Source organism: Caulobacter sp. GW821-FHT11E10, from assembly GCF_058808375.1.
In genome coordinates, this window is the sequence record NZ_JBXARP010000005.1 from 470,314 (window position 1) to 489,114 (window position 18,801).

Here is an 18,801-nt window from a genome sequence, read left to right on the forward strand (position 1 = left end):
CGCCGTGGATGGCTCAGCTGTCGGCATGACCCATGCATCGCTCCACCGCCGCGCCCTGCTCGCCGCCGCCGGCCTCGCTCTTCCAGCCCTGGCGTTCGCCCGGACCCCCGCTTCGACCCAGGCCCCGGCGCCCACGACATCTTCGTCGCAGGCCGGCCCCTTCCGCTTCAAGGGCATGCAAGGCCAGGAGACCGACGCCGAGCGCGGCTTTTTTGAAGTCCCCGAGAACCGTCGCGATCCCAGTTCGCGGAAGATCCGGTTGAGCTATGTCCGGTTCGCCTCGACGGCGGCCAGGCCAGGGCCACCGATTGTCTATCTGGCCGGCGGACCCGGCGGCATGGCGACGCGGGCCGCGGGCGGACCCCGCTTTCCGATCTTCATGGCCTTGCGCGAAGTGGCCGACGTCATCGCCTTCGACCAGCGAGGCACCGGGCTGTCCAACGGCATCCCGGAGCGGCCGGCCTTCACCCGCCCGCCGCCGGAGTTCACGGAGGCTGGGCTGACGTCCCATTTCCGGGCGGAATTCCAAAGCGCCTGGATCGACTGGACCCAGGCCGGCGTCGCCATGGCGGGTTACAACACCGAGCAGAACGCCGACGACATCGACGACCTGCGACGCCACTTGGGCGCCGAAAAGGTCGACCTCTGGGGCATCAGCTATGGGACGCACTTGGCGCTCAGCATGCTCAAACGGCACGGCGCCAACGTGAATCGCGTGGCTCTGGCCAGCTTGGAGGGCCAGGATCAGACCGTAAAGCGGCCGGCGGCGATCGACGCCCTCTTGCGCCACGTGGACACCTTGCTGGCCGTGGACCCGGCCGCCCGCGCGGCCGTGCCGGACCTGCCGGCTCTGATGCGCCGCGTGCATGCCAGGCTGGAGGCGCGGCCGGCCGTGACCAAGGTCACGCTGAGGGGCGAGCCGGGTGAGATCAGGATGGGCGGCTTCGGTGTCCAGATGCTGGCAGGCGGATTGATCGCCAATCCCAACACCCTTGCCATGCTGCCGGGCCTGTACCTCGGCCTTGAGGCCGGACGGACCGACATGTTGGCGCCGTTCCTGGGCGACGTCGCCGACTGGCTCGGCATAACCGGCATGCCCGAAGCCACGGATCTGGCGTCCGGGATTTCGCCGCGCCGGCTGGCCATGGTCCGGCGCGAGGCGCGGACCGCCGTCCTGGGCGAGGCGCTGAACTTCCCGATGCCGCAGCTGCTGAACGCGGTTCCGGGCGCCGATCTGGGCGAAGACTTCCGGGCGCCGATCCGCATCGACCATCCCGCCCTGCTGGTCGCCGGTTCGCTGGACGGCCGCACGCCGCTGACCGAGCAGGACGAGGTGGCGACCCAGTTCCGGCGTAAATCCCGGGTGATCGTCGAGAACGCCGGTCACAACGTCTTCGAAGCCCACCCCGACGTGCAGGCCCTATTGGTCCGGTTCTTCCGCGGTGAGCCCGTGGCCGACACGCGGCTGAGCCTGCCGCCGCCGAAGTTCCAAGTGAGCTGATCGGGGCGGCGGCGAGGGGCGCTACCGCGGCTTGGCCTTCTCCAGCACCAATAGGGATACGCCCTGTCGTGGCAGTTGGAAGGTCAGGGTCTGGCCGGTCTTGGAGCGCTCCGGCGGCGCCGCGTCGATGACGGCCAGAGCGCTCGCCTGCTCCAGGGCGTCGTACTGGGCCTTGCTGGGCGCCATCGGCGAGCCCATGCGCCGCCACGCGCCGTAGACGTTGCCGTGCTCGTCGTCGACCCGGTAGTGGGTCAACTTGGCGTCGTTGAACGCGCGAGGCAGGTTCTTGAGGTCCAGGCGGATCTCGGCGGTCGGGCCGGGCGCGTCGTCGTCATGATAGTTCCAGACCATGATCGCCACGCGGTCGGCGCCCACGCTGGCCAGGGCGCCGACGTCGGGCCGCCCGCGCACCCCTTTGGCCAGGATTTCGTCGAGCGGGATCTGGCCTGAGCTGACCGCCTCTACGCGTTCGGGACCCATCAGGCTGAACATGCGGAACACATTGACCACCGCCAGGTCGAGGCCATTGCTGGACAACTGGCGGAAGCCCGCGAAATAGGGCTGATCCTCGAACTCGAAGGCCCAGGTCAGGGCGCCGTCCAGGGTGATCCCGTGCCGGGCCGCGAGGTCGTGCTTTCGCGCGAAGCTCGCGGCCGTATAGCTGGAATAGACGGTCCCGTTGCGATAACCGAAGCTGGGGCCCTGGCAGGCGGCGCAGCCCTCGGGGTCGGACTCGCCGATCACGATCGGCTTGTTCTTCAAGGCCGGCCGCGCGGCGATCATCGCGAAGCCTTTGTTGATGCCGGCCAGTTGCGTGGCGATCCCCATCTGGACATGGCCGTCGACGAAGCGCGGCGAGCCCTTGGCGTGGAACGCCAGGAAATCGGTCGGCGTGCCCCGCTGCCCGGTGGCGTAGTTGGTCCCTTCGCTCACGTGGGTGAGGAAGTCCTCCATGAACTGGCCGCCGCTGCCGGCGACGTCCGGACCGCCGACCCGGGCCGTGGGCAGGGCCCGCCGAACCCCGGCGACGGCGTAGTCATGCAGCTTGTGAAACTCCTGGGGCGTGCCCTTCCAGTAAGCGGGGCCGTTGGGTTCGTTCCAGACCTCGAAGTACCAGGTCTCGACTTCGGCCCGGCCGTAGCGTTCGACGCAGTGGCGCGTCCACTGGTAGGCCAGCTCCGCCCACTTGTCGTAGTCCTTGGGCGGATAGCCCCAGCCGCCGCTGATCAGATTGTAGTCGAAGCCCGGCCGCCAGGCGTGCTGGTAAGGCTCGGGATGGGTCGAGAGCGCCTGGGGCATGAAGCCGATCTGGACGTACGGCCTGACCCCGTTGGCCAGGTAGGTGTCGAACAGTCGATCCAGGATCGTCCAGTCGTAGATCGGGCGACCGTTGACGTCCTCGGTATAGACGTTGGTGCTGCCCCACTTCAGGGCGGGAGTCCCGTCGCCGGTGTTCAGCAGGTTGTGGGTGCGGAAATAGACGGCCTTGGGCTTGAGCGCTCCCAGATGGCCCAGCAGCTTGCGGCCGTCCTTCATGGTCGCGTAGTTCGGCTCGTCGGCCCCGAAGAACCGCCAGATCGGCCGCAGCTCGCCGAGAGGCTTGGCGGCGTCGACCGTGATCGAGACAGGCAGGGGGGCGGGCGCCTGGGCGAAGACCGGCGATCCCACCGACAAGGCGGCAAGTAAGCCGAGACCGACACCGTTCCGCATAGGCTCATCTCCCCACCGCCTGACGCCTTTTCAGCGTCTTTGGGTATGCCTAGCACGGATTTGCAGAGCGCGATGCAATTGTATGATAATAAGGAGGTCGCTGCGCGCTTCGGCGACCGCCCGTTCCGAATGGTCGTGCTGGACACTGTCAATCGAAACGCCAGAGTGCGAAGTTCGAGTCTCTGGAATGACTTGTTCCGATTTCCGGACTTGCGTTTCAGAAATCTATTTGTCAGATAAATGCGACAAGATTGGCGACGCGGAGGGGGCCATGATCGATGTTATCACCGCCGCCGGCCCGCCACGCTGGCGGGCGCTAGAACGAGGCCAAGGTCCCAGGCTTTGACATACGACAAGGTTTTCTACGCCACCCATCCGACGATGATGGACGGAGCCAGCAATCAGGATCTTCGCGATCGGTACCTGATCGAGGGCCTGTTCGTCGCCGGGGCCGTCAAGCTCAACTATCTGCATCAGGAGCGCCTGGTGATCGGCGGGGCCGCGCCGCTTGATGTGGCGATCGCCCTGCCAGTCCACGCTGAACCCCCGTCGCAAGCCGGCCAGCCGTTCCTGGCGAACCGGGAGATGGGCGTGGTCAATGTCGGCCAGGGCCCGGGCCGTGTCGTGGTGGACGGTCAGGTCTTCGTCCTGGAGGCGCTCGACGCCCTGTACATCACGCGCGGCGCCGTCGATGTCCGGTTCGAGAGCCTCGACGTGGCGCGCCCGGCCCGGTTCTACCTGGCCTCGACACCCGCCCACGCCGCCTTCGAAACCAAGGCGCTGTCGACGGCGGCGGCCATTCCCCTGGAACGCGGAGCACGCGAGACCGCCAACCATCGGATCATCTATCAGCTGGTGGTGCCTGGCGTTTGCGCTTCGGCCCAGCTGTTGCTCGGCCTGACCATCCTGCAGCCGGGCAGTGTCTGGAACACCATGCCGCCGCATCTGCACGATCGTCGGTCGGAGGCCTATTTCTATTTCCGGTTCGAGGACGACGCGCGGGCGCTGCACTTCATGGGTGAGCCCGACGCGACGCGCCATCTCGTGGTCGGCAATGAGCAGGCGGTGATCTGCCCGCCCTGGTCGGTCCATAGTGGCGTCGGCACCGGCAGCTACGCTTTCATCTGGGCGATGGGCGGCGAGAACCTCGACTATGACGACATGAATGTGCTCGACATCTGCCAGCTGCAGTGAGGGGCGAAGCCCCCGAGAAGGGGCGAACCAAGAATAGAAGGCGCGGGCGAACCCGGCCTTGAGGGAGGAAGTGATGAGGTTGGTTTTCCGCGCGGCGGTCGGGATCGCGGCGTCGCTGGCGACGTTCGCGCCGCTGGCCGTGACTGTCGCCCACGCGCAGCCCGCGCCCGCCCAGGCGGCGGTTGTTCCGTATGGCCGCGCCGAGGTGTTGCGGTTGGCCGAGAAGGTCGCCGACTACCAGTTGGCCACCATGGCGGCGGGCTATATTCCGCCGAACACCTCGCGAGACACGGCCGACGCGAAGGGCTGGGTGCAGGGCGCCCTGTTCGTCGGGCTGCGTGACCTCGCCGACCGATCCGACAATTCGGCCTATCGCCAGGCGATCCTGGCGCGAGGCCTGGCCAACCAGTGGGAACTGGGCAAGCGTTTCTACCACGCCGACGACCACGTGATCGGCCAAGCCTATCTCTGGGCCTCGCGGCACGGCGCTGGCGACGCGGCGATCGGGCCGCTGCGCCAGCGGTTTGACGCCATCCTGGCCCATCCGCCGAAGGTCGGGCTGGAGCACGCCGAATATACCGATCCGCGCGGCGTCGATTGCGACCAGCGCTGGTGCTGGAGCGACGCCCTGTTCATGGCGCCGGCCACCTGGTTCGAGCTGAGCGCCGTCACGGGCGATCCACGCTACGCGGCCTATGCGAGGAAGGAGTTCGCGGCCGTAACCGACTTCCTCTACGACAAGGACGAACACCTCTACTACCGCGACTCCCGGTTCTTCCCCCGTCGCGGCCCGAACGGCGAGAAGGTGTTCTGGAGCCGCGGCGACGGTTGGGTGTTCGCCGGCCTGGCGCGCATGATCCCGCTGTTGCCGCCCGGCGATCCTGACCGTGCGCGGATGGAGGCCGTCTTCAAGGAGATGGCCGGCAAGCTGAAGGCCATCCAGAAGCCCGACGGTTACTGGTCGCCGTCGTTGTTGTCCGATCCGACCAAGTCCGTCCCGGAATCCAGCGGAACGGCCTTCTTCACCTACGGCATGGCCTGGGGGCTGAAGACCGGATTGCTTGAGCGGAGCGCCTACGAGCCTGTCGCGCGCAAGGGCTGGGTGGCCCTGACCCGCGCGGTGCATCCGGACGGCAAGTTCGGCTACGTGCAGCCGGTCTCCGATCGTCCGGAGAGCGTCAGCTACGACGATACGCAGTTCTACGGCGTCGGCGCCTTCCTGCTGGCGGCGACCGCGATGGCGGATCTCGATCTCAAGCCGGCTCGATAGGGGCGACCATGCACAAGCGCGATTTCATGAAGGTGGCCCTCGTCGGCGCCGCGTCCCTGGGCGCCGGAGCGGCCAACGCCGCCAAGCCGGCCGCGGCTCCGCTCGACGACCGCGCCTACATGGCCGGCCTGCTGGAGAAGATCGCCAGCCCGGTTCTGTCGGCGATGTCGAAAGGTCAGCTGAAGAAAACCTTCGCCCTGGAGCTCAGCCCCAGCTGGGACGGGCGCGAAGCGGGCGTGGCCTATCTGGAGTGCTTCGGCCGCATGATCTCGGGGTTGTCGCCCTGGCTGGGTCTGCCCGACGACGACACCGCCGAGGGCAAGGTTCGCAAGCGCCTGACCGAACAGGCGCTGCAGGCTTACGTTCACTCAGTGGATCCGAAGAGCCCCGACTACTTGCTGTGGCGCGGCCACGGCCAGGCCTTGGTCGACTCCGCCTATTTCACCCAGGCCCTGCTGCGCGCGCCCAAGGCCCTGTGGGACCCACTGGACGCGACGACCAAGAAGCGCATCGTCGAGGAGATCAAGGGCCTGCGCCGGGTCAATCCGCCGATCACCAACTGGCTGCTGTTCGCGGCCATGAACGAGGCGTTCCTACTGCAGATCGGCGAGGAGGCCGATCCGATGCGCCTCAACAACGCCGTGCGCGCGATGAACGATTGGTACATCGGCGACGGCTGGGTCAAGGACGGCGCGACGTTCCACTTCGACTACTACAATTCGTTCGTGATCCACCCGATGCTGATCCAGGTCCTGGAGATCATGGAGGCCAAGAAGGCGCCGTTCTGGAAGGACGATCTGACCAAGTGGCGCGAATTGGCGGTCAAGCGGGCCCAGCGCTACAGCGAGCACCTTGAGCGGTTCGTCTCGCCGGAGGGGACCTTCCCACCGTTCGGTCGGTCGCTGACCTATCGCACCGCGGCGTTCCAGCCCCTGGCCCATCTGGCCCTGCGCAAGCAGCTGCCCACCAAGCTTTCGGAAGGCCAGGTTCGCTCGGCGCTGGTCGCCGCCCACAAGGCGATCTTCCGCCACGAGAGCAACTTCACGGCGGACGGTTTCCTGACCATCGGCTTCGCGGGACACAACCCGGCGCTGGGCGACTGGTATTCGAACAGCGGCAGCATGTACATCACGACTGAGGGCTTCCTGGCCCTGGGCCTGCCGGCGACCGACAGCTTCTGGACGGCGGCGTCGCAACCGTGGACTCAGAAGCTCGCCTTCGCCGGGCAACCGTTCCAAAAAGACTATGCCGTGGACTACTGAAGCGGAACGGTGGGCTTTGGGCGGCCATTGCATTTTGCCGGCGGGATCGTATCACTATGCGGTACGGCTCGCGGCAATGTCGCCGGGCGCCCGCGTGAATGGTTGATATGAAGGACATCGCCTCGACGGACGGGGATGAGGCCTCCTCGTCGCGGACGAGCGCAGGCGCACAGACCCTCTTCAAGGGTTTGGAAGTGCTGAGCCGGGTGGCCAAGGGCGACACGACCCTCAGCAAGATGGCCAAGTCGCTGGATCTGAACAAGACGACGGTCCACCGCCTGGCCTCGACCCTGGTCGAAGCCGGCTTCCTGTCCTTCTCGCCGAGAGACGGCTACGCGCTTGGGACCAAACTCCTGGAGTTGGGCTACGCCGCCTCCCAGCAGATCACCCTGACCCGCGTCAGCCACGACCACCTGCGCCAGCTGTCGATCGACACCGGCGACACGGTCAATCTGGGCGTTTTCGATCGCGACCAGGTCCACTATATCGACAAGATCCCCGGGACCCGGCGCATTGAGGTGCGTTGCGTGATCGGCGAGCGGCAGCCCCTAAGGCATACGGGCCTGGGCAAGGCGCTGCTGATGGACGAAGGCGAGGATGTCCTGCGCGAGGTTTTCCTGCGCGAGGCCGCCGTCTTCCCGCGCTATCGCTACGACCTTCGGCAGTGGCTGGAAATCATGGCCCGGTACCGCGCCCTGGGCTACGCCTTGGATATGGACGAGAACGAGGATCACATCCGCTGCGTCGCCGCGCCGATCCGCGACATGGGCGGCAAGATCATCGCCGCTGTCTCGGTGTCCTCGATCGCCCAGTACATGGATGACGCCCGGATCGAGACGGTCGCGGCCTACGTCATGGAAACCACCCAGAAGATCAGCGCCGAGTTCGGCTACCGCTGAGGCGAGTCGACTCCGCTTTTGGACCGCCGTGGCCACGCCGCGGCGGCGTCTTCGCACGCCAGAATTCCGATTTTCATGTTGCTGTCGCGCAACATTGGTCGCTGAAACACAGGTTGACCTGAAAAATCATACAAATGATGTTCCCATATATGTTGCGGCGCTTCGCTATGTGTTACGCCCTTGATCAGAAGCGAAAAGCTCGACCGTGAGGAAACATGCCTAGACCCATGATGCAGGCCTCAACCGCCTAGCCGTCCAAAACCACGTGTTCTCGATTTTTGAAACGCGCTGCCCAGCGGTGGCGCAGCCCCCTCGAACCACCGAGCGGGGATGGGATTTGCGCGGCCAAAAAGGCGCCGCGAAGGGGAGGGAACTATGAAGAAGCAACTTCTGCTGACGACGATTCTGGCCATGGGAATGGGCGGCGTCGCGAACACGGCCTGGGCCCAGGCCGCGGCCACCGGACAGGACACCGTGGAAGAGGTGATCGTCACCGGCTTCCGCTCGTCGCTGCAAAAATCCCTTGGTCTGAAGAGGGAAGCGATCGCGGTCCGGGATTCGATCGTGGCCGAGGATATCGGCAAGTTTCCCGAGGCCAACGTGGCCGAGGCCCTGCAGCGCATCCCAGGCGTCTATCTGAGCCGCGACGGCGCCTCGAACGAAGGCCAGCGGATCTCGATCCGAGGTCTGGGATCCGACTACAGCGTGACCACCATCAACGGCGCGCCGGTGCGCACGACCTCGTCGAGCAACGTCGGCGGCTCGTCGCGCGACTTCAACTATGACGTCTTCGCCTCGGAGCTTTTCGGGCGGGTCGATTTCTACAAGACCCCGCTGGCCGAACTCGAGGAAGGCGGCATCGGCGGCGTCGTCGACCTGCAGACGCCTCGTCCCTTCGACCATCCCGGACGCGCCATCCGCTACCAGGTGGTGGGGAGCTACAACGACAAGTCCAAGCATCTGGACCCTGCCGGCTTCGCGCTAATCTCCAATACGTGGGGCAATTTCGGCGCGCTGCTGGCCGTGGCCCACTCCAAGAGCGTCAACAACCGCTCCGGCTTCGAGGCCACGGGCGGCTACAACAACCACGCCCTGGGCAGCCAGTCGCCGAACAAGGGGCCGTTCGCGGTCACGCTGGACTTCGCCGACCCGCGCTATAATCGCGGGGCGCTGACCCAGTCCCAGATCGAAAACGGCTACCTGCCGCGCTTCTATCGCTACTACGGCGGTGAGAACACGCGTGAGCGCAACGGCGCCGTCGGTTCGCTGCAGTACCAGAACGACAAGTTCAACATCAGCCTCGACGGGCTCTATTCGAAGCTGACGGACTCGCTCGACGAATACACGTTCGGCCTGCCGATCCGGAACTCCAAGACCACCAGCCTGACCGCCCAGCCCGGCGCGCCGGGACATAACGGTCTGGTGCCGATCAACGTCACCCTGGACCCGAAATCGAACCTGCTGGAAGGCACGTTCGGCAACACGTCCTATCTGGGCGAGAGCTACTTCTACAACGCCGAGACCGAGTTCAAGATGGCGTCGTTCAACGCCAACTATCAGCTGACCGATCGCCTGAAGGTGACGGCTCAGGGCAGCCTCAGCCAGAGCGACGCCTTCTTCACCGGCAACCGGTTGATCGCCAATGTCTACGGCGTGACGACGACGATCGACTACACCGACGACCACGTCTATCCGGCCCTGTCGGCGGCGGGCGTCGACTTCACCAATCCGGCCAACTACCAGGACTTCGGCGTCGGCTTCGACTGGCGCCGCGAGGTCGACAAGGAAAAGACGGCCAAGTTCTTCGCCGAGTACGACTACGGCCTGCTCGGTTGGGAAGGCCACCTCAAGGGCGGCCTGTCCTACGTCTCGACGCGGAAGAACACCACCAAGCGCAACGCGACCGCGGCGGGCACCACCAAGCTCAACACGATCGGCGTCGCCGGTCTGCGCGGGGCCATGCTGCATGACGTGCCGCTGGATCATCTGGTCATCGGTGAAGGCTATCCGCAGGCCTGGGCGACCTTCGACCGCGCCTACATGATGAGCGCCTTCGACCCGATCAACCTGGCCAAGGCCACGCCGATCGACTTCAACGCCAGCTTCGGGGCCGAGGAGGAGATCAAGACCGCCTTCGCCCAGACCGACCTTCGCGGCCAGATCTTCGACCGCGCCCTCCGGATCAATGCCGGCGTGCGCTACTCCGAGACGACCACGCACATCGACAACTACCTGCGCAAGACCGACGGGACGGTGACGACCTACGTGCCCAATGTGGCGGGCGGGTCGTACAAGAACACCCTGCCGTCGGCGAGCTTCGCCTACGACCTGACCGACAAGCTCACCTGGCGTGGGTCGTGGGGCAAGACGATCACGCGCGCCTCGCTGTCGATCATCGCGGCCAACACCGTCATCCCCAATATCTATGACACCCGCGCGACGTCGGGGAATCCGGACCTGTTGCCGCAGGTGTCCACCAACTACGACACCGGCGTGGAGTGGTACTTCGGGCGCGGTGGCATCCTGAGCGCCGGGTTCTTCTGGAAGGAGCTCAAGGACACCACGGTGTCGACGACGACGACCGTGCCGTTCTCGTCCCTGGGCCTGCCGGATACGGCGCTGGGCCCGATCTTCCAGAACCCGGCGACGGGCAAGGTCGACCCGAACCTGCCGATCACCCTGGCGACCTTCTACAATCAGGGCTCGATCAAGCTGGACGGCTATGAACTGGCCTATCAGCAGTCGTTCGATTTCCTGCCGGGCTTCTGGAGCGGCCTGGGCGCGTTGGCCAGCTTCACCCACGTCAACACGTCCGGCTTCAACTACGCCACCACCGGCGGCAAGATCATCAACGTCAACACCGTGCCGAAGTACTCGTACAGCCTGACGGGCTACTACGAGAAGGGACCGTTCGGGCTCCGGCTGTCCTACAACTACAAGGCCAAGAACATCATCGAGACCACCAACAACGGCTCGGATCTCCAGCGCTGGCACGCCGGCGCCGGGTTCCTCGACGGCAACGTCACCTACAGGGTCAATGACAGCATCGAAGTTAGACTGGATGCCCTGAACCTGACCAACGCCTTGACCTACGATTACTTCGACGACGTCAGCGGTCGCTACGGCGATGGCCGCAAGACGCGGATGGACTACGCCAAGTTCAACGGTCGGACGATCAAGTTCGGGGTGCGCGGCAAGTTCTAGGTTTCGAAGACGAAACCAGCACCAGACTTCCTCCCTTGGTTTGTGAGCTCCCCCGCACACAAGCCGCTCTCGCCGGTGAAGCTACCGCTTCACCGGCGCTCTTTTCGGGCCTCGGCGTTCGTCCGAGAAGGGGAGGCGGGAAATCGTGTCAGACATATCGAAATGCGGAGAAGTCGAGTGAGGGCAACGAAGTTCTGGGGCGCCAGCATGGCCGCCCTCATCGGCGCCATGGCCGCGACCGGCGTCATCGCCGCGGACGCTCCACGAGTGCAGCCAGTCCAGATCGACCCCAGCCGGCCCGACTGGGAGAACCCGGCGGTCTATGCGCGCGGCAAGCTGGCCGCCAGCGCCACCCACTTTCCGTTCGAAACGCGCAAGGCCGCCCTGGCCGGCGACCAGACCCGCTCGACCCGCTATCGGACGCTGGACGGCCAGTGGTCGTTCCAGTTCTCGTCGTCATCGGACGCGGTCCCCGACGGCTTCGAGAAGCCCGACTATGACGTCTCCAGCTGGAAGACGATCAAGGTTCCGGCCCTGTGGCAGACCGAGGGCTACGACCAGCCTCGCTACAACAACATCACCTATCCGTTTCCGGCCAATCGCCCGCTGATCCCGCACGCCACCAATCCGGTCGGTTACTATCGCCGGACCTTCGAGGTCCCGGCGACCTGGTCGGGCCAGGACGTCATTCTTCACATCGGCGCGGCCGGCTCGGCCTATCGGGTGTGGGTGAACGGCCAGGAGGCCGGCTATTCGGAAGACTCCAAGCTGCCCAGCGAGTTCGACGTCACGCGGCTTCTGAAAACGGGCCAGAAGAATGTCGTCGCGATCCAGATCCACCGCTGGTCGGACGGCAGCTATCTGGAAGACCAGGACTTCTGGCGCGTCTCGGGCATCGAGCGCTCGGTCTATCTGAAGGCCGCGCCGAAGGCCCGGCTGAGCGATCTCTTCGTCCATGCGGGCCTCGACAAGGCCTATCGCGACGGCGTGCTGTCGACCGACGTGGCGCTGACGCAGCGCGACCAGCCGGTCACCGTGCGCATGACCCTGCTGGACGGCGCCAAGGCCGTCGTGACCCAGGAAGCCCAGGTCGCGGCCGGGGCGGCCAAGACCGAGACCCTGTCGGCCACCGTGCCCGGCGTACGCCAATGGACCGCCGAGACGCCCAACCTCTACACCCTGCTGGTCGAGGTGCTGGACGCCAAGGGCCAGGTCATCCAGGCCACGCCCCAGCGCATCGGCTTCCGCACCGTCGAGATCAAGGACGGCCGGGTCATGGTCAACGGCCGTCCGATCGTCATCCGCGGCGTCAATCGCCACGAACACGACCCCGAGACCTTCCACGTCATCTCGGAAGCCTCGATGCGCCGCGACATCGAGCTGATGAAGCGCAACAACATCAACGCCGTGCGCACCTCGCACTATCCGAACGCCGAGCTCTGGTACGCGCTCGCCGACGAGTACGGCCTCTATGTCATGGACGAGGCCGACATCGAGAGCCACGCGTACATGGACTACGCCAACAAGTACCCGGAGCTGCGTCCCAAGCTGCAGCTGGGTTTCGATCCGGCCTGGGAAGGCGCCCATGTCAGCCGCGTGCTGAACATGGTCGAGCGCGACAAGAACCATCCCTCGGTGATCTTCTGGTCGCTGGGCAACGAGGCCGGCATCGGACCCACCTTCGCGAAGGCGGCCGCCGATGCTCGCAAGCGCGACCCGTCGCGGCTGATTTCGTACCTTGGCTGGGGCACGCTCGACTGGGAGCACGAGCCCAATGCCTATGTCGACATCTACGCGCCGATGTACGACGACATCGAGAAGATGGTCGACTGGGCGCTGGATCCGACCCGCACCCAGCCGATGATCCAGTGCGAATACGCCCACATGCAGGGCAATTCGGGCGGGAACTTCAAGGACTACTGGGACACCATCTACAAGTACGACAAGCTGCAGGGCGGCTTCATCTGGGACTGGGTGGACCAGTCCATGTACCGCTACACCAAGGACGGCCGGCGCTACTGGGGCGACGGCGGGGAATACGGTCCCAATCCGGGCGGCGACATCGAGTTCGGCGACGGCCTGATCCAGCCCGACCGCACGCCCAATCCGCACATCTACGAGGTGCAGAAGGTCCTTTCGCCGATCCAGTTCGAGGGTTTCGATCCCGCGACCGGCGCGGTGACCGTGCGCAACCGCCACGACTTCCGCGACCTCTCGGGCTTCGCGTTCGAGTGGGCCTTGCAGGAGAACGGCGTGACGATCGCCAAGGGCGACCTGCCGGCGCTATCGACCGCCGCGCGGGCGACCCAGACCGTCTCGCTGCCTTTGCCGAAGGTCGAGCGCAAGGCTGGCGCGGAGTACTTCGTCACCGTCCGCGCCAAGGCCAAGGCGGGTTCCGTGCCGCTGACGCCCGAGGGCTATGTGGTCGGCTGGGAGCAGTTCGCGCTGAGCCAGCCGACGATCTCGAGTACCGCTGTGGCCAGCGGCGTCGTCGAGCTGAAGGACGTCGGCGACAGCATCGCGCTGTCGGCCGGGGGAACCAGCCTGATCCTGGACCGCAAGACCGGTTTGGTCGCCGGCTACGGCAAGCCGGGCTCGACGCTGCTGACTGGCGGCGCACCCAACTTCTTCCGCGCTGAAACCGACAACGACACCCTGACCAGCATCGTCTCGCAACAGACGCCGTGGAGGGTGATGACCCGGGAGCGACAGGTCCGTTCGATCACGAGCCGTCACCTGCCGGGCGGCGGGGCCGAGGTCGTCGTCGATCACGAGTTGGGGGCCGGCGCGGCGCGCTTCGTCACCACCTACACGATGAGCGGCGACGGGACGGTCGACGTGGCCGGACAGCTGACGCCGCTGAAGAGCGACCTGCCGCCGCCGGTTCGCGTGGGATTGGCGTTCGCGATGCCGACGAGCGTCAAGACGGTCGAGTGGTACGGCCGGGGTCCGCACGAGACCTATGTCGACCGCAAGACCAGCGCGCCGATCGGCCTGTGGCGCGGCGCGATCGCCGAACAGAACCACGACTACATGCGGCCCCAGGACACCGGCAACAAGGTCGATGTCCGCTGGATGGAAGTGTTGGGCGAGGGCAAGGGTCTGCGGGTCCGAGGCGAGACGCCGCTGATGATGAACGTCCTGGCCTTCCCCTATGCCGACCTCTATCGGCGCCCGGCGGGAACCTGGAAGAGCTCCGACATCACGCCACACGGCGAGGTCTCGCTGCTGATCGACAGCGTCCAATGGGGCGTCGGCGGCGACACGGCCTGGAACCATGTCGGACTGCCGCACATGCAGTACCGCACCAAGCTGGAGCCCACGCGCGTGGCGTTCAGGCTCGAGCCTTTCGACGGCGAGGGCACGACGCCCGACAAGGCCTCTCCGGCCAAGGCGACGACGGTGCAATAGGCGAAAATGGCCGGTCGCTCCGAAAGCGACCGGCCTTGATCGGGCAGCGTAAGGTGTTCAGGTCACTGCTTGGAGAACGGCAGGTCGCGGACCCCGTTCGCCCAGGCGCGAAGGCCGATAACCCGTCCCTCGGCGCTCCTTTCGAAGACGAAGGTCGTGGTTCCGCGCAGCCGTGTGGTGAAGCCATCGGCGAAGCTGGGGCTCAACGGCCATTCGACCGCGAACGGTTGGCGCATGACCAGAGCCTCGCCCTGTTGAACCACGGTGATCCGGGTGTCGAGTTCGGCGCTGTAGTAGGTCCCGACATAGGCCGCGAGGGTTGGGCCGTCGGTCTTGGCCGGCTGTACGGCGACGTACCGCCTGATGACATCGTCACGGTTGACGCTCAGCGCGCTCGCCCTGCCGCCTGTCAGCGTGAACCGGACCATGTCGCCGTTGGTGCGCTGAAAGCGGTCGCCGCCAAGCGGGATCAGCGCCTGTGCTCCGCCTTGTCTCAGAGTCAGTTGGCCGTTGACGGCTTCCAACTGGACCAACTCACCCGTCACCGGATTGCGGAACAGGCCTTGGTAGGGCGCGAGGTCCATCGTCGGGGCTTGGGCCGCCGCGATCGCCTTGGGCGCCGAGGTCACGGCAGTCGCCCTGGAGCGCCCCATCGCCAACAGGGCCTGTTCGGCGACCTGTTCGCCCATCTCGACCGGATCTACCCCGCCGTTGTTGCACATCAGGGCGATCGACACGCCCTGGTCGGGATAGCGGGCCAGCCAGGTCTTGTAGCCGCCAGTGGAACCGCTGTGTGACACCAGACGCCGACCGTGGTCGCGGGTCACCTCCAGGCCCAGGCCGTACTCCAGCGCCGCGCCGTTGCTCAGGCGCCCCGGGGTCTGCAGGGCGGTCACGAGCGCCTGGCCGCCTGGCAGAACGGACGGATTGTCCAGGAAAGCGTTCCAGCGCAGCAGGTCGCCGACCGTGGTCAACATGCCGCCGTTTCCATAGACGTTGGTGAACGGCATGTTGGCGACGAAGCCAGTGGGCGCCGGCGCATAGGCCGTCGCGCGACCTGGAACCACGGTGCGGAAATCCTCGCGCCAACGCGTGTGGCTCATGCCCAAGGGCTGGAACAGGCGCTGATCGGTGAACCGCTGCAAGCTGGCGCCGCTGATCCGCTCGACGATCATCGCGGCCAGGGCGTAGTTGGTGTTGGTGTAGAGGAACTCGGCGCCTGGGGTGAAGTTCAGGCCCTTCTGGCGAGACGCCAGCTCCAGGATCATGGCCATGTTGTGCGTCTGGGTTCCGGGGCCGTTACCGGTCAGGGCCATGAGGCTCCATTGCTCGCGCAGACCGCTGGTGTGGTTCAGCAGGTGGCGGATCGTGATCGGCGTTCCGTAGCCCGGCATCTCGGGCAGGTAGCGCCGGATGTCGTCGTCCAAAGTCGCCTTGCCGTCCTGGACCAGCAGCATGATCGCGGCGGCGGTGAATTGCTTGGCCAGGGAACCGCTCTCGAAGATGCTGGCTGGTGTGAGCGGATCAGCGTGCTCCAGATCCGACTGTCCGTGGGCGACGATCGTCGTAGGCCGGCCGGGCGTCTCTACGCCGGCCACGCAGCCGGGACCCGTCGGCGCGATCGGGGCGAAAACGGGGGCGAGATCCAGGTTCGACCGGCCCTGGCCGACGCCCTGAACCTGAGCGGGGGCGGTGGAGCCAAGACTGGAGAGGACGCAGGACAGAGCGACGACGGTGGCGCGAGTGACTGGACGCATGGAAATCCCCGATGAGGATGCTGGCCTTAGAGCTCGGCTCTGCACGCGCCAACGGCTGATCGGTGAACGTCATTTCCCAAGCGGTGAACGACCACGACAGCCGCGTTCGGAGCCGGTGGCTTTTCGGTCCGCTTGACGGATGGCGGCGTTCAACCGGCCCTTTCAGGGGCCGACAATCGCAAATCATTGGAGTTTAATAGGCGGCGTCGGTATCCGTCGTTTCCCCGTTCAAGCAGGGCCTCCAGGAATCAAGATGCAGGACTGTCCAGCGCTGCAACGCGTCACCACCGAATACGCGCCGGTGCAGGACCGCATTCGCCTGGCGGGTGCGACGGCCGAGGACGAGACGGTGGTGCTGTGGTTGACCCAGCGGTTGCTCAACCGGCTGGCCCCCCGCCTGACGCGATGGCTGGAGGAGAACGGCGGCGCGAACACGACAGTGGGCGTCGTGGACAAAGAGATGCTGCAAGGCTTCGCCCAACAGTCCGCCCAGGCGTCGCTCGAGCCACAGGTTCCGGTCCAGGCCCATGCGCCCGCGGCGTCCTGGCGGGTGGACTCGGTGGACATCGTCACCGGGACGGGGGCGGTGAGCCTCAAGTTCCGCTCCAGTGATGTTGAATCCGCCAGTCTGACTCTGACGACACAGGCCCTGCGGCAATGGCTGGGCATCGTGCACGATCAGTACGTCAAGGGTGAATGGGTGACGACCGTCTGGCCGGCGTGGATGACCGAGGCTCGCCAGCCGAATCCCAAGCCGAACACCGTGGCGCTGCACTGATACGTCACACGGCCTCGACGGCCAGCCTCATCGCGCGGGGCGGCTTCCTTGAGCGTTGGGCGCGATCAGGAGCGACCCGTCCGCGCGGGATCGGATTTCGACTGGGAGCAGGGCGGGCAGGCTGGTCACGAAGATCTGCGCCTGGTCGGACCGGAAGCTGGCGGTTAGTCGAATGTCGGCCAGGGCGGGATCGGCTGTCACGCGCACGGTCGAGAACCGATTGATGTCAGCGACCACGTCTTCAATCCGAGATGAGGCATAGCTCAACCTGCCCCGTCGCCAGTCCCCGACGGTGGCCGGGTCGGCCAAACGGATGCGGTGGGCGCCGCCGGCGTCCAGGGTCACGGAGTCTCCACGGCCGAGCACGGCGTCGAAGGCCGGTCCGCCCGTCTCGCGACGAACCGCCACGCGACCGCGTTCGACTGCCACGCCGATCTCGCCGCTGGCGGCCTTGCGAACATCGAAGCGTGTGCCCAGGACGGTGACGCGAGCCTCGCCCGCTCGAACCTGGAACGGGCGACCTTCGGCATGGCGGACGTCGAACAAAGCCTCGCCGCGTTCCAGGTCGTAGCGGCGATCGCCCAGCCACCCCGATTGGCGCAGGCGTGTTTCCGGAGCCAGTATCGCCGTGCTGCCGTCGCGCAAGGCCACGGTCCGGACGTTCCGGTCGCTCTCGATCACGGTGGGCCGTGTGGCGACGCCGACACCGATCGCCAGGCAAGCCGCAAGGGGCAGGGCGGCGGCCCAGATCCAACCGTGCGGCGTGGGACGGTGCGCCTTGGCCGGGCGCTTGAGAGCCTCAACGTCGCTCAGGACGAGCATCAGCCGTTCGGCTTCGTCATAGGCGGGGACATGGCGTGGGTCGGCGTCCAGCCAGCCACGCAACGCCTCGGCGCGCTGCGGCGAAAGGCGCTCGCCAAAGACGGCCAAGGCCCAGTCACGGGCCTGGCTTTCGATATCGCGCTCAGGCGCGGCGGTTGCGTTCACGGGACAGTCCTCGAAAGTCGATAACGCCACCCGCGAGGGCGCGCTGGCATGCGGCGACAGCCTCACCCACCGTCTTGCGGACCAGGGCCTCGGAGACCCCGTTCTGGCGGGCGATCTCGGCGAAGCTCTGGCCCGCCACGCGGTTGGCGGCCAAGAAATCACGGTGGCGCGGGGGAAGTCCTTCAACCACGCGATTGAGTACGACCAGTTCCTGTTTGGCGATCAGGGTGCGCTCGGCGTCGGGCGGGGCGTCGGGTTCCAACGTCGAGGCCGAGGTCGAAACCACCTGCAATGTCCGCTTTTGATGTCGTAGGGCGTCACGCGCTAGGTTGATCGCTACACGGAACACAAAGCCGCGCGGGCTTTCATGTTCGTGGTCGGCGGGGCGCTCCCCCAGCTTGACGAAAGCCTGCTGCGCAAGATCCTCCGGTTCTGGTGGTCCGGAGCCGAAGCGCGTGCGCAGGAAGGCGCACAGGTCCATCCAATCGTCGGCGTAGCTGGCGAGAAACGCGTCCCGCCGGCTCCATGTGCCTAGGCTGTGTTCGGCGCTGGGCCGCTGCGGTTTCGCCACGGTCCCTCCCGTCTCCTTAAGCACCGATCGTCGCCGACGATGGAGCTCTACGCGCGCGGGTCAATGCGCTTCGAAAAAAATAGGCTGGCGCGGATCTTTATTGTGCGGGTTGGGGCAGCTGGATCGTTGATCATAGATGTGCGGTCCGCGTCGCAAGAAATTTGCGTAAAATTTCCAATGTGACCGGTAACTTTCTCCTTCCGAATCTAATTTCGGCATGTTTATGTCAACATCAGTGACACCGGTGTCCAGCCGGG

The 18,801-nt window shown here is 66.0% G+C and carries 12 protein-coding genes; 8 read left to right on the plus strand and 4 right to left on the minus strand.

From position 1 onward, the window contains the following. Positions 1 to 25 precede the first annotated feature (25 nt). The gene (locus AC1RRV_RS13030) at positions 26 to 1,501 is read left to right on the plus strand and encodes an alpha/beta hydrolase (protein WP_492860072.1); all 1,476 of its coding nucleotides are present in this window, start codon (positions 26 to 28) and stop codon (positions 1,499 to 1,501) included. Positions 1,502 to 1,522: 21 nt separating this feature from the next. Here the strand turns inward: AC1RRV_RS13030 and AC1RRV_RS13035 are convergent, their stop codons facing one another. Beyond that, positions 1,523 to 3,211, minus strand: coding sequence for a GH39 family glycosyl hydrolase (locus AC1RRV_RS13035; RefSeq protein WP_492860073.1), 1,689 nt, complete (start codon positions 3,209 to 3,211; stop codon positions 1,523 to 1,525). Between the two features lie 342 nt (positions 3,212 to 3,553). Between AC1RRV_RS13035 and kduI the strand changes: the two genes are divergently transcribed. The 6 genes from kduI (at position 3,554) to AC1RRV_RS13065 (ending at position 14,451) form a co-directional block, all read left to right on the plus strand. Continuing rightward, positions 3,554 to 4,405: a 5-dehydro-4-deoxy-D-glucuronate isomerase gene (kduI, locus tag AC1RRV_RS13040; RefSeq protein WP_492860074.1), complete on the plus strand. Its 852-nt coding sequence runs from the start codon at positions 3,554 to 3,556 to the stop codon at positions 4,403 to 4,405. A gap of 73 nt (positions 4,406 to 4,478) precedes the next feature. Further along, positions 4,479 to 5,675: a glycoside hydrolase family 88/105 protein gene (locus AC1RRV_RS13045; protein WP_492860075.1), complete on the plus strand. Its 1,197-nt coding sequence runs from the start codon at positions 4,479 to 4,481 to the stop codon at positions 5,673 to 5,675. 8 nt (positions 5,676 to 5,683) lie between these two features. Further along, positions 5,684 to 6,937, plus strand: coding sequence for a DUF2264 domain-containing protein (locus tag AC1RRV_RS13050; RefSeq protein WP_492860076.1), 1,254 nt, complete (start codon positions 5,684 to 5,686; stop codon positions 6,935 to 6,937). Positions 6,938 to 7,035: 98 nt separating this feature from the next. Further along, a complete protein-coding gene (locus tag AC1RRV_RS13055) occupies positions 7,036 to 7,836 on the plus strand; it encodes an IclR family transcriptional regulator (protein ID WP_492860077.1) in 801 nt (266 codons plus the stop codon). Positions 7,837 to 8,211: 375 nt separating this feature from the next. Then, entirely contained in the window at positions 8,212 to 11,040 is a 2,829-nt protein-coding gene (locus AC1RRV_RS13060; protein WP_492860078.1) for a TonB-dependent receptor, read from the plus strand. Between the two features lie 207 nt (positions 11,041 to 11,247). Beyond that, entirely contained in the window at positions 11,248 to 14,451 is a 3,204-nt protein-coding gene (locus tag AC1RRV_RS13065; protein ID WP_492860079.1) for a glycoside hydrolase family 2 TIM barrel-domain containing protein, read from the plus strand. A 62-nt stretch (positions 14,452 to 14,513) separates the two neighbouring features. Here AC1RRV_RS13065 and AC1RRV_RS13070 read toward each other — a convergent pair whose 3' ends face one another. After that, positions 14,514 to 16,208: a serine hydrolase domain-containing protein gene (locus AC1RRV_RS13070; RefSeq protein ID WP_492860080.1), complete on the minus strand. Its 1,695-nt coding sequence runs from the start codon at positions 16,206 to 16,208 to the stop codon at positions 14,514 to 14,516. 253 nt (positions 16,209 to 16,461) lie between these two features. Between AC1RRV_RS13070 and AC1RRV_RS13075 the strand changes: the two genes are divergently transcribed. After that, the gene (locus tag AC1RRV_RS13075; RefSeq protein WP_492860082.1) at positions 16,462 to 16,986 is read left to right on the plus strand and encodes a hypothetical protein; all 525 of its coding nucleotides are present in this window, start codon (positions 16,462 to 16,464) and stop codon (positions 16,984 to 16,986) included. Between the two features lie 27 nt (positions 16,987 to 17,013). Here the strand turns inward: AC1RRV_RS13075 and AC1RRV_RS13080 are convergent, their stop codons facing one another. After that, complete coding sequence (locus AC1RRV_RS13080; RefSeq protein ID WP_492860083.1) at positions 17,014 to 17,973, minus strand: FecR family protein; 960 nt, start codon at positions 17,971 to 17,973, stop codon at positions 17,014 to 17,016. Continuing rightward, positions 17,951 to 18,544, minus strand: coding sequence for an RNA polymerase sigma factor (locus AC1RRV_RS13085; RefSeq protein ID WP_492860084.1), 594 nt, complete (start codon positions 18,542 to 18,544; stop codon positions 17,951 to 17,953). Before AC1RRV_RS13085 ends, AC1RRV_RS13080 begins: the two co-directional genes overlap by 23 nt. Positions 18,545 to 18,801: the final 257 nt, after the last annotated feature.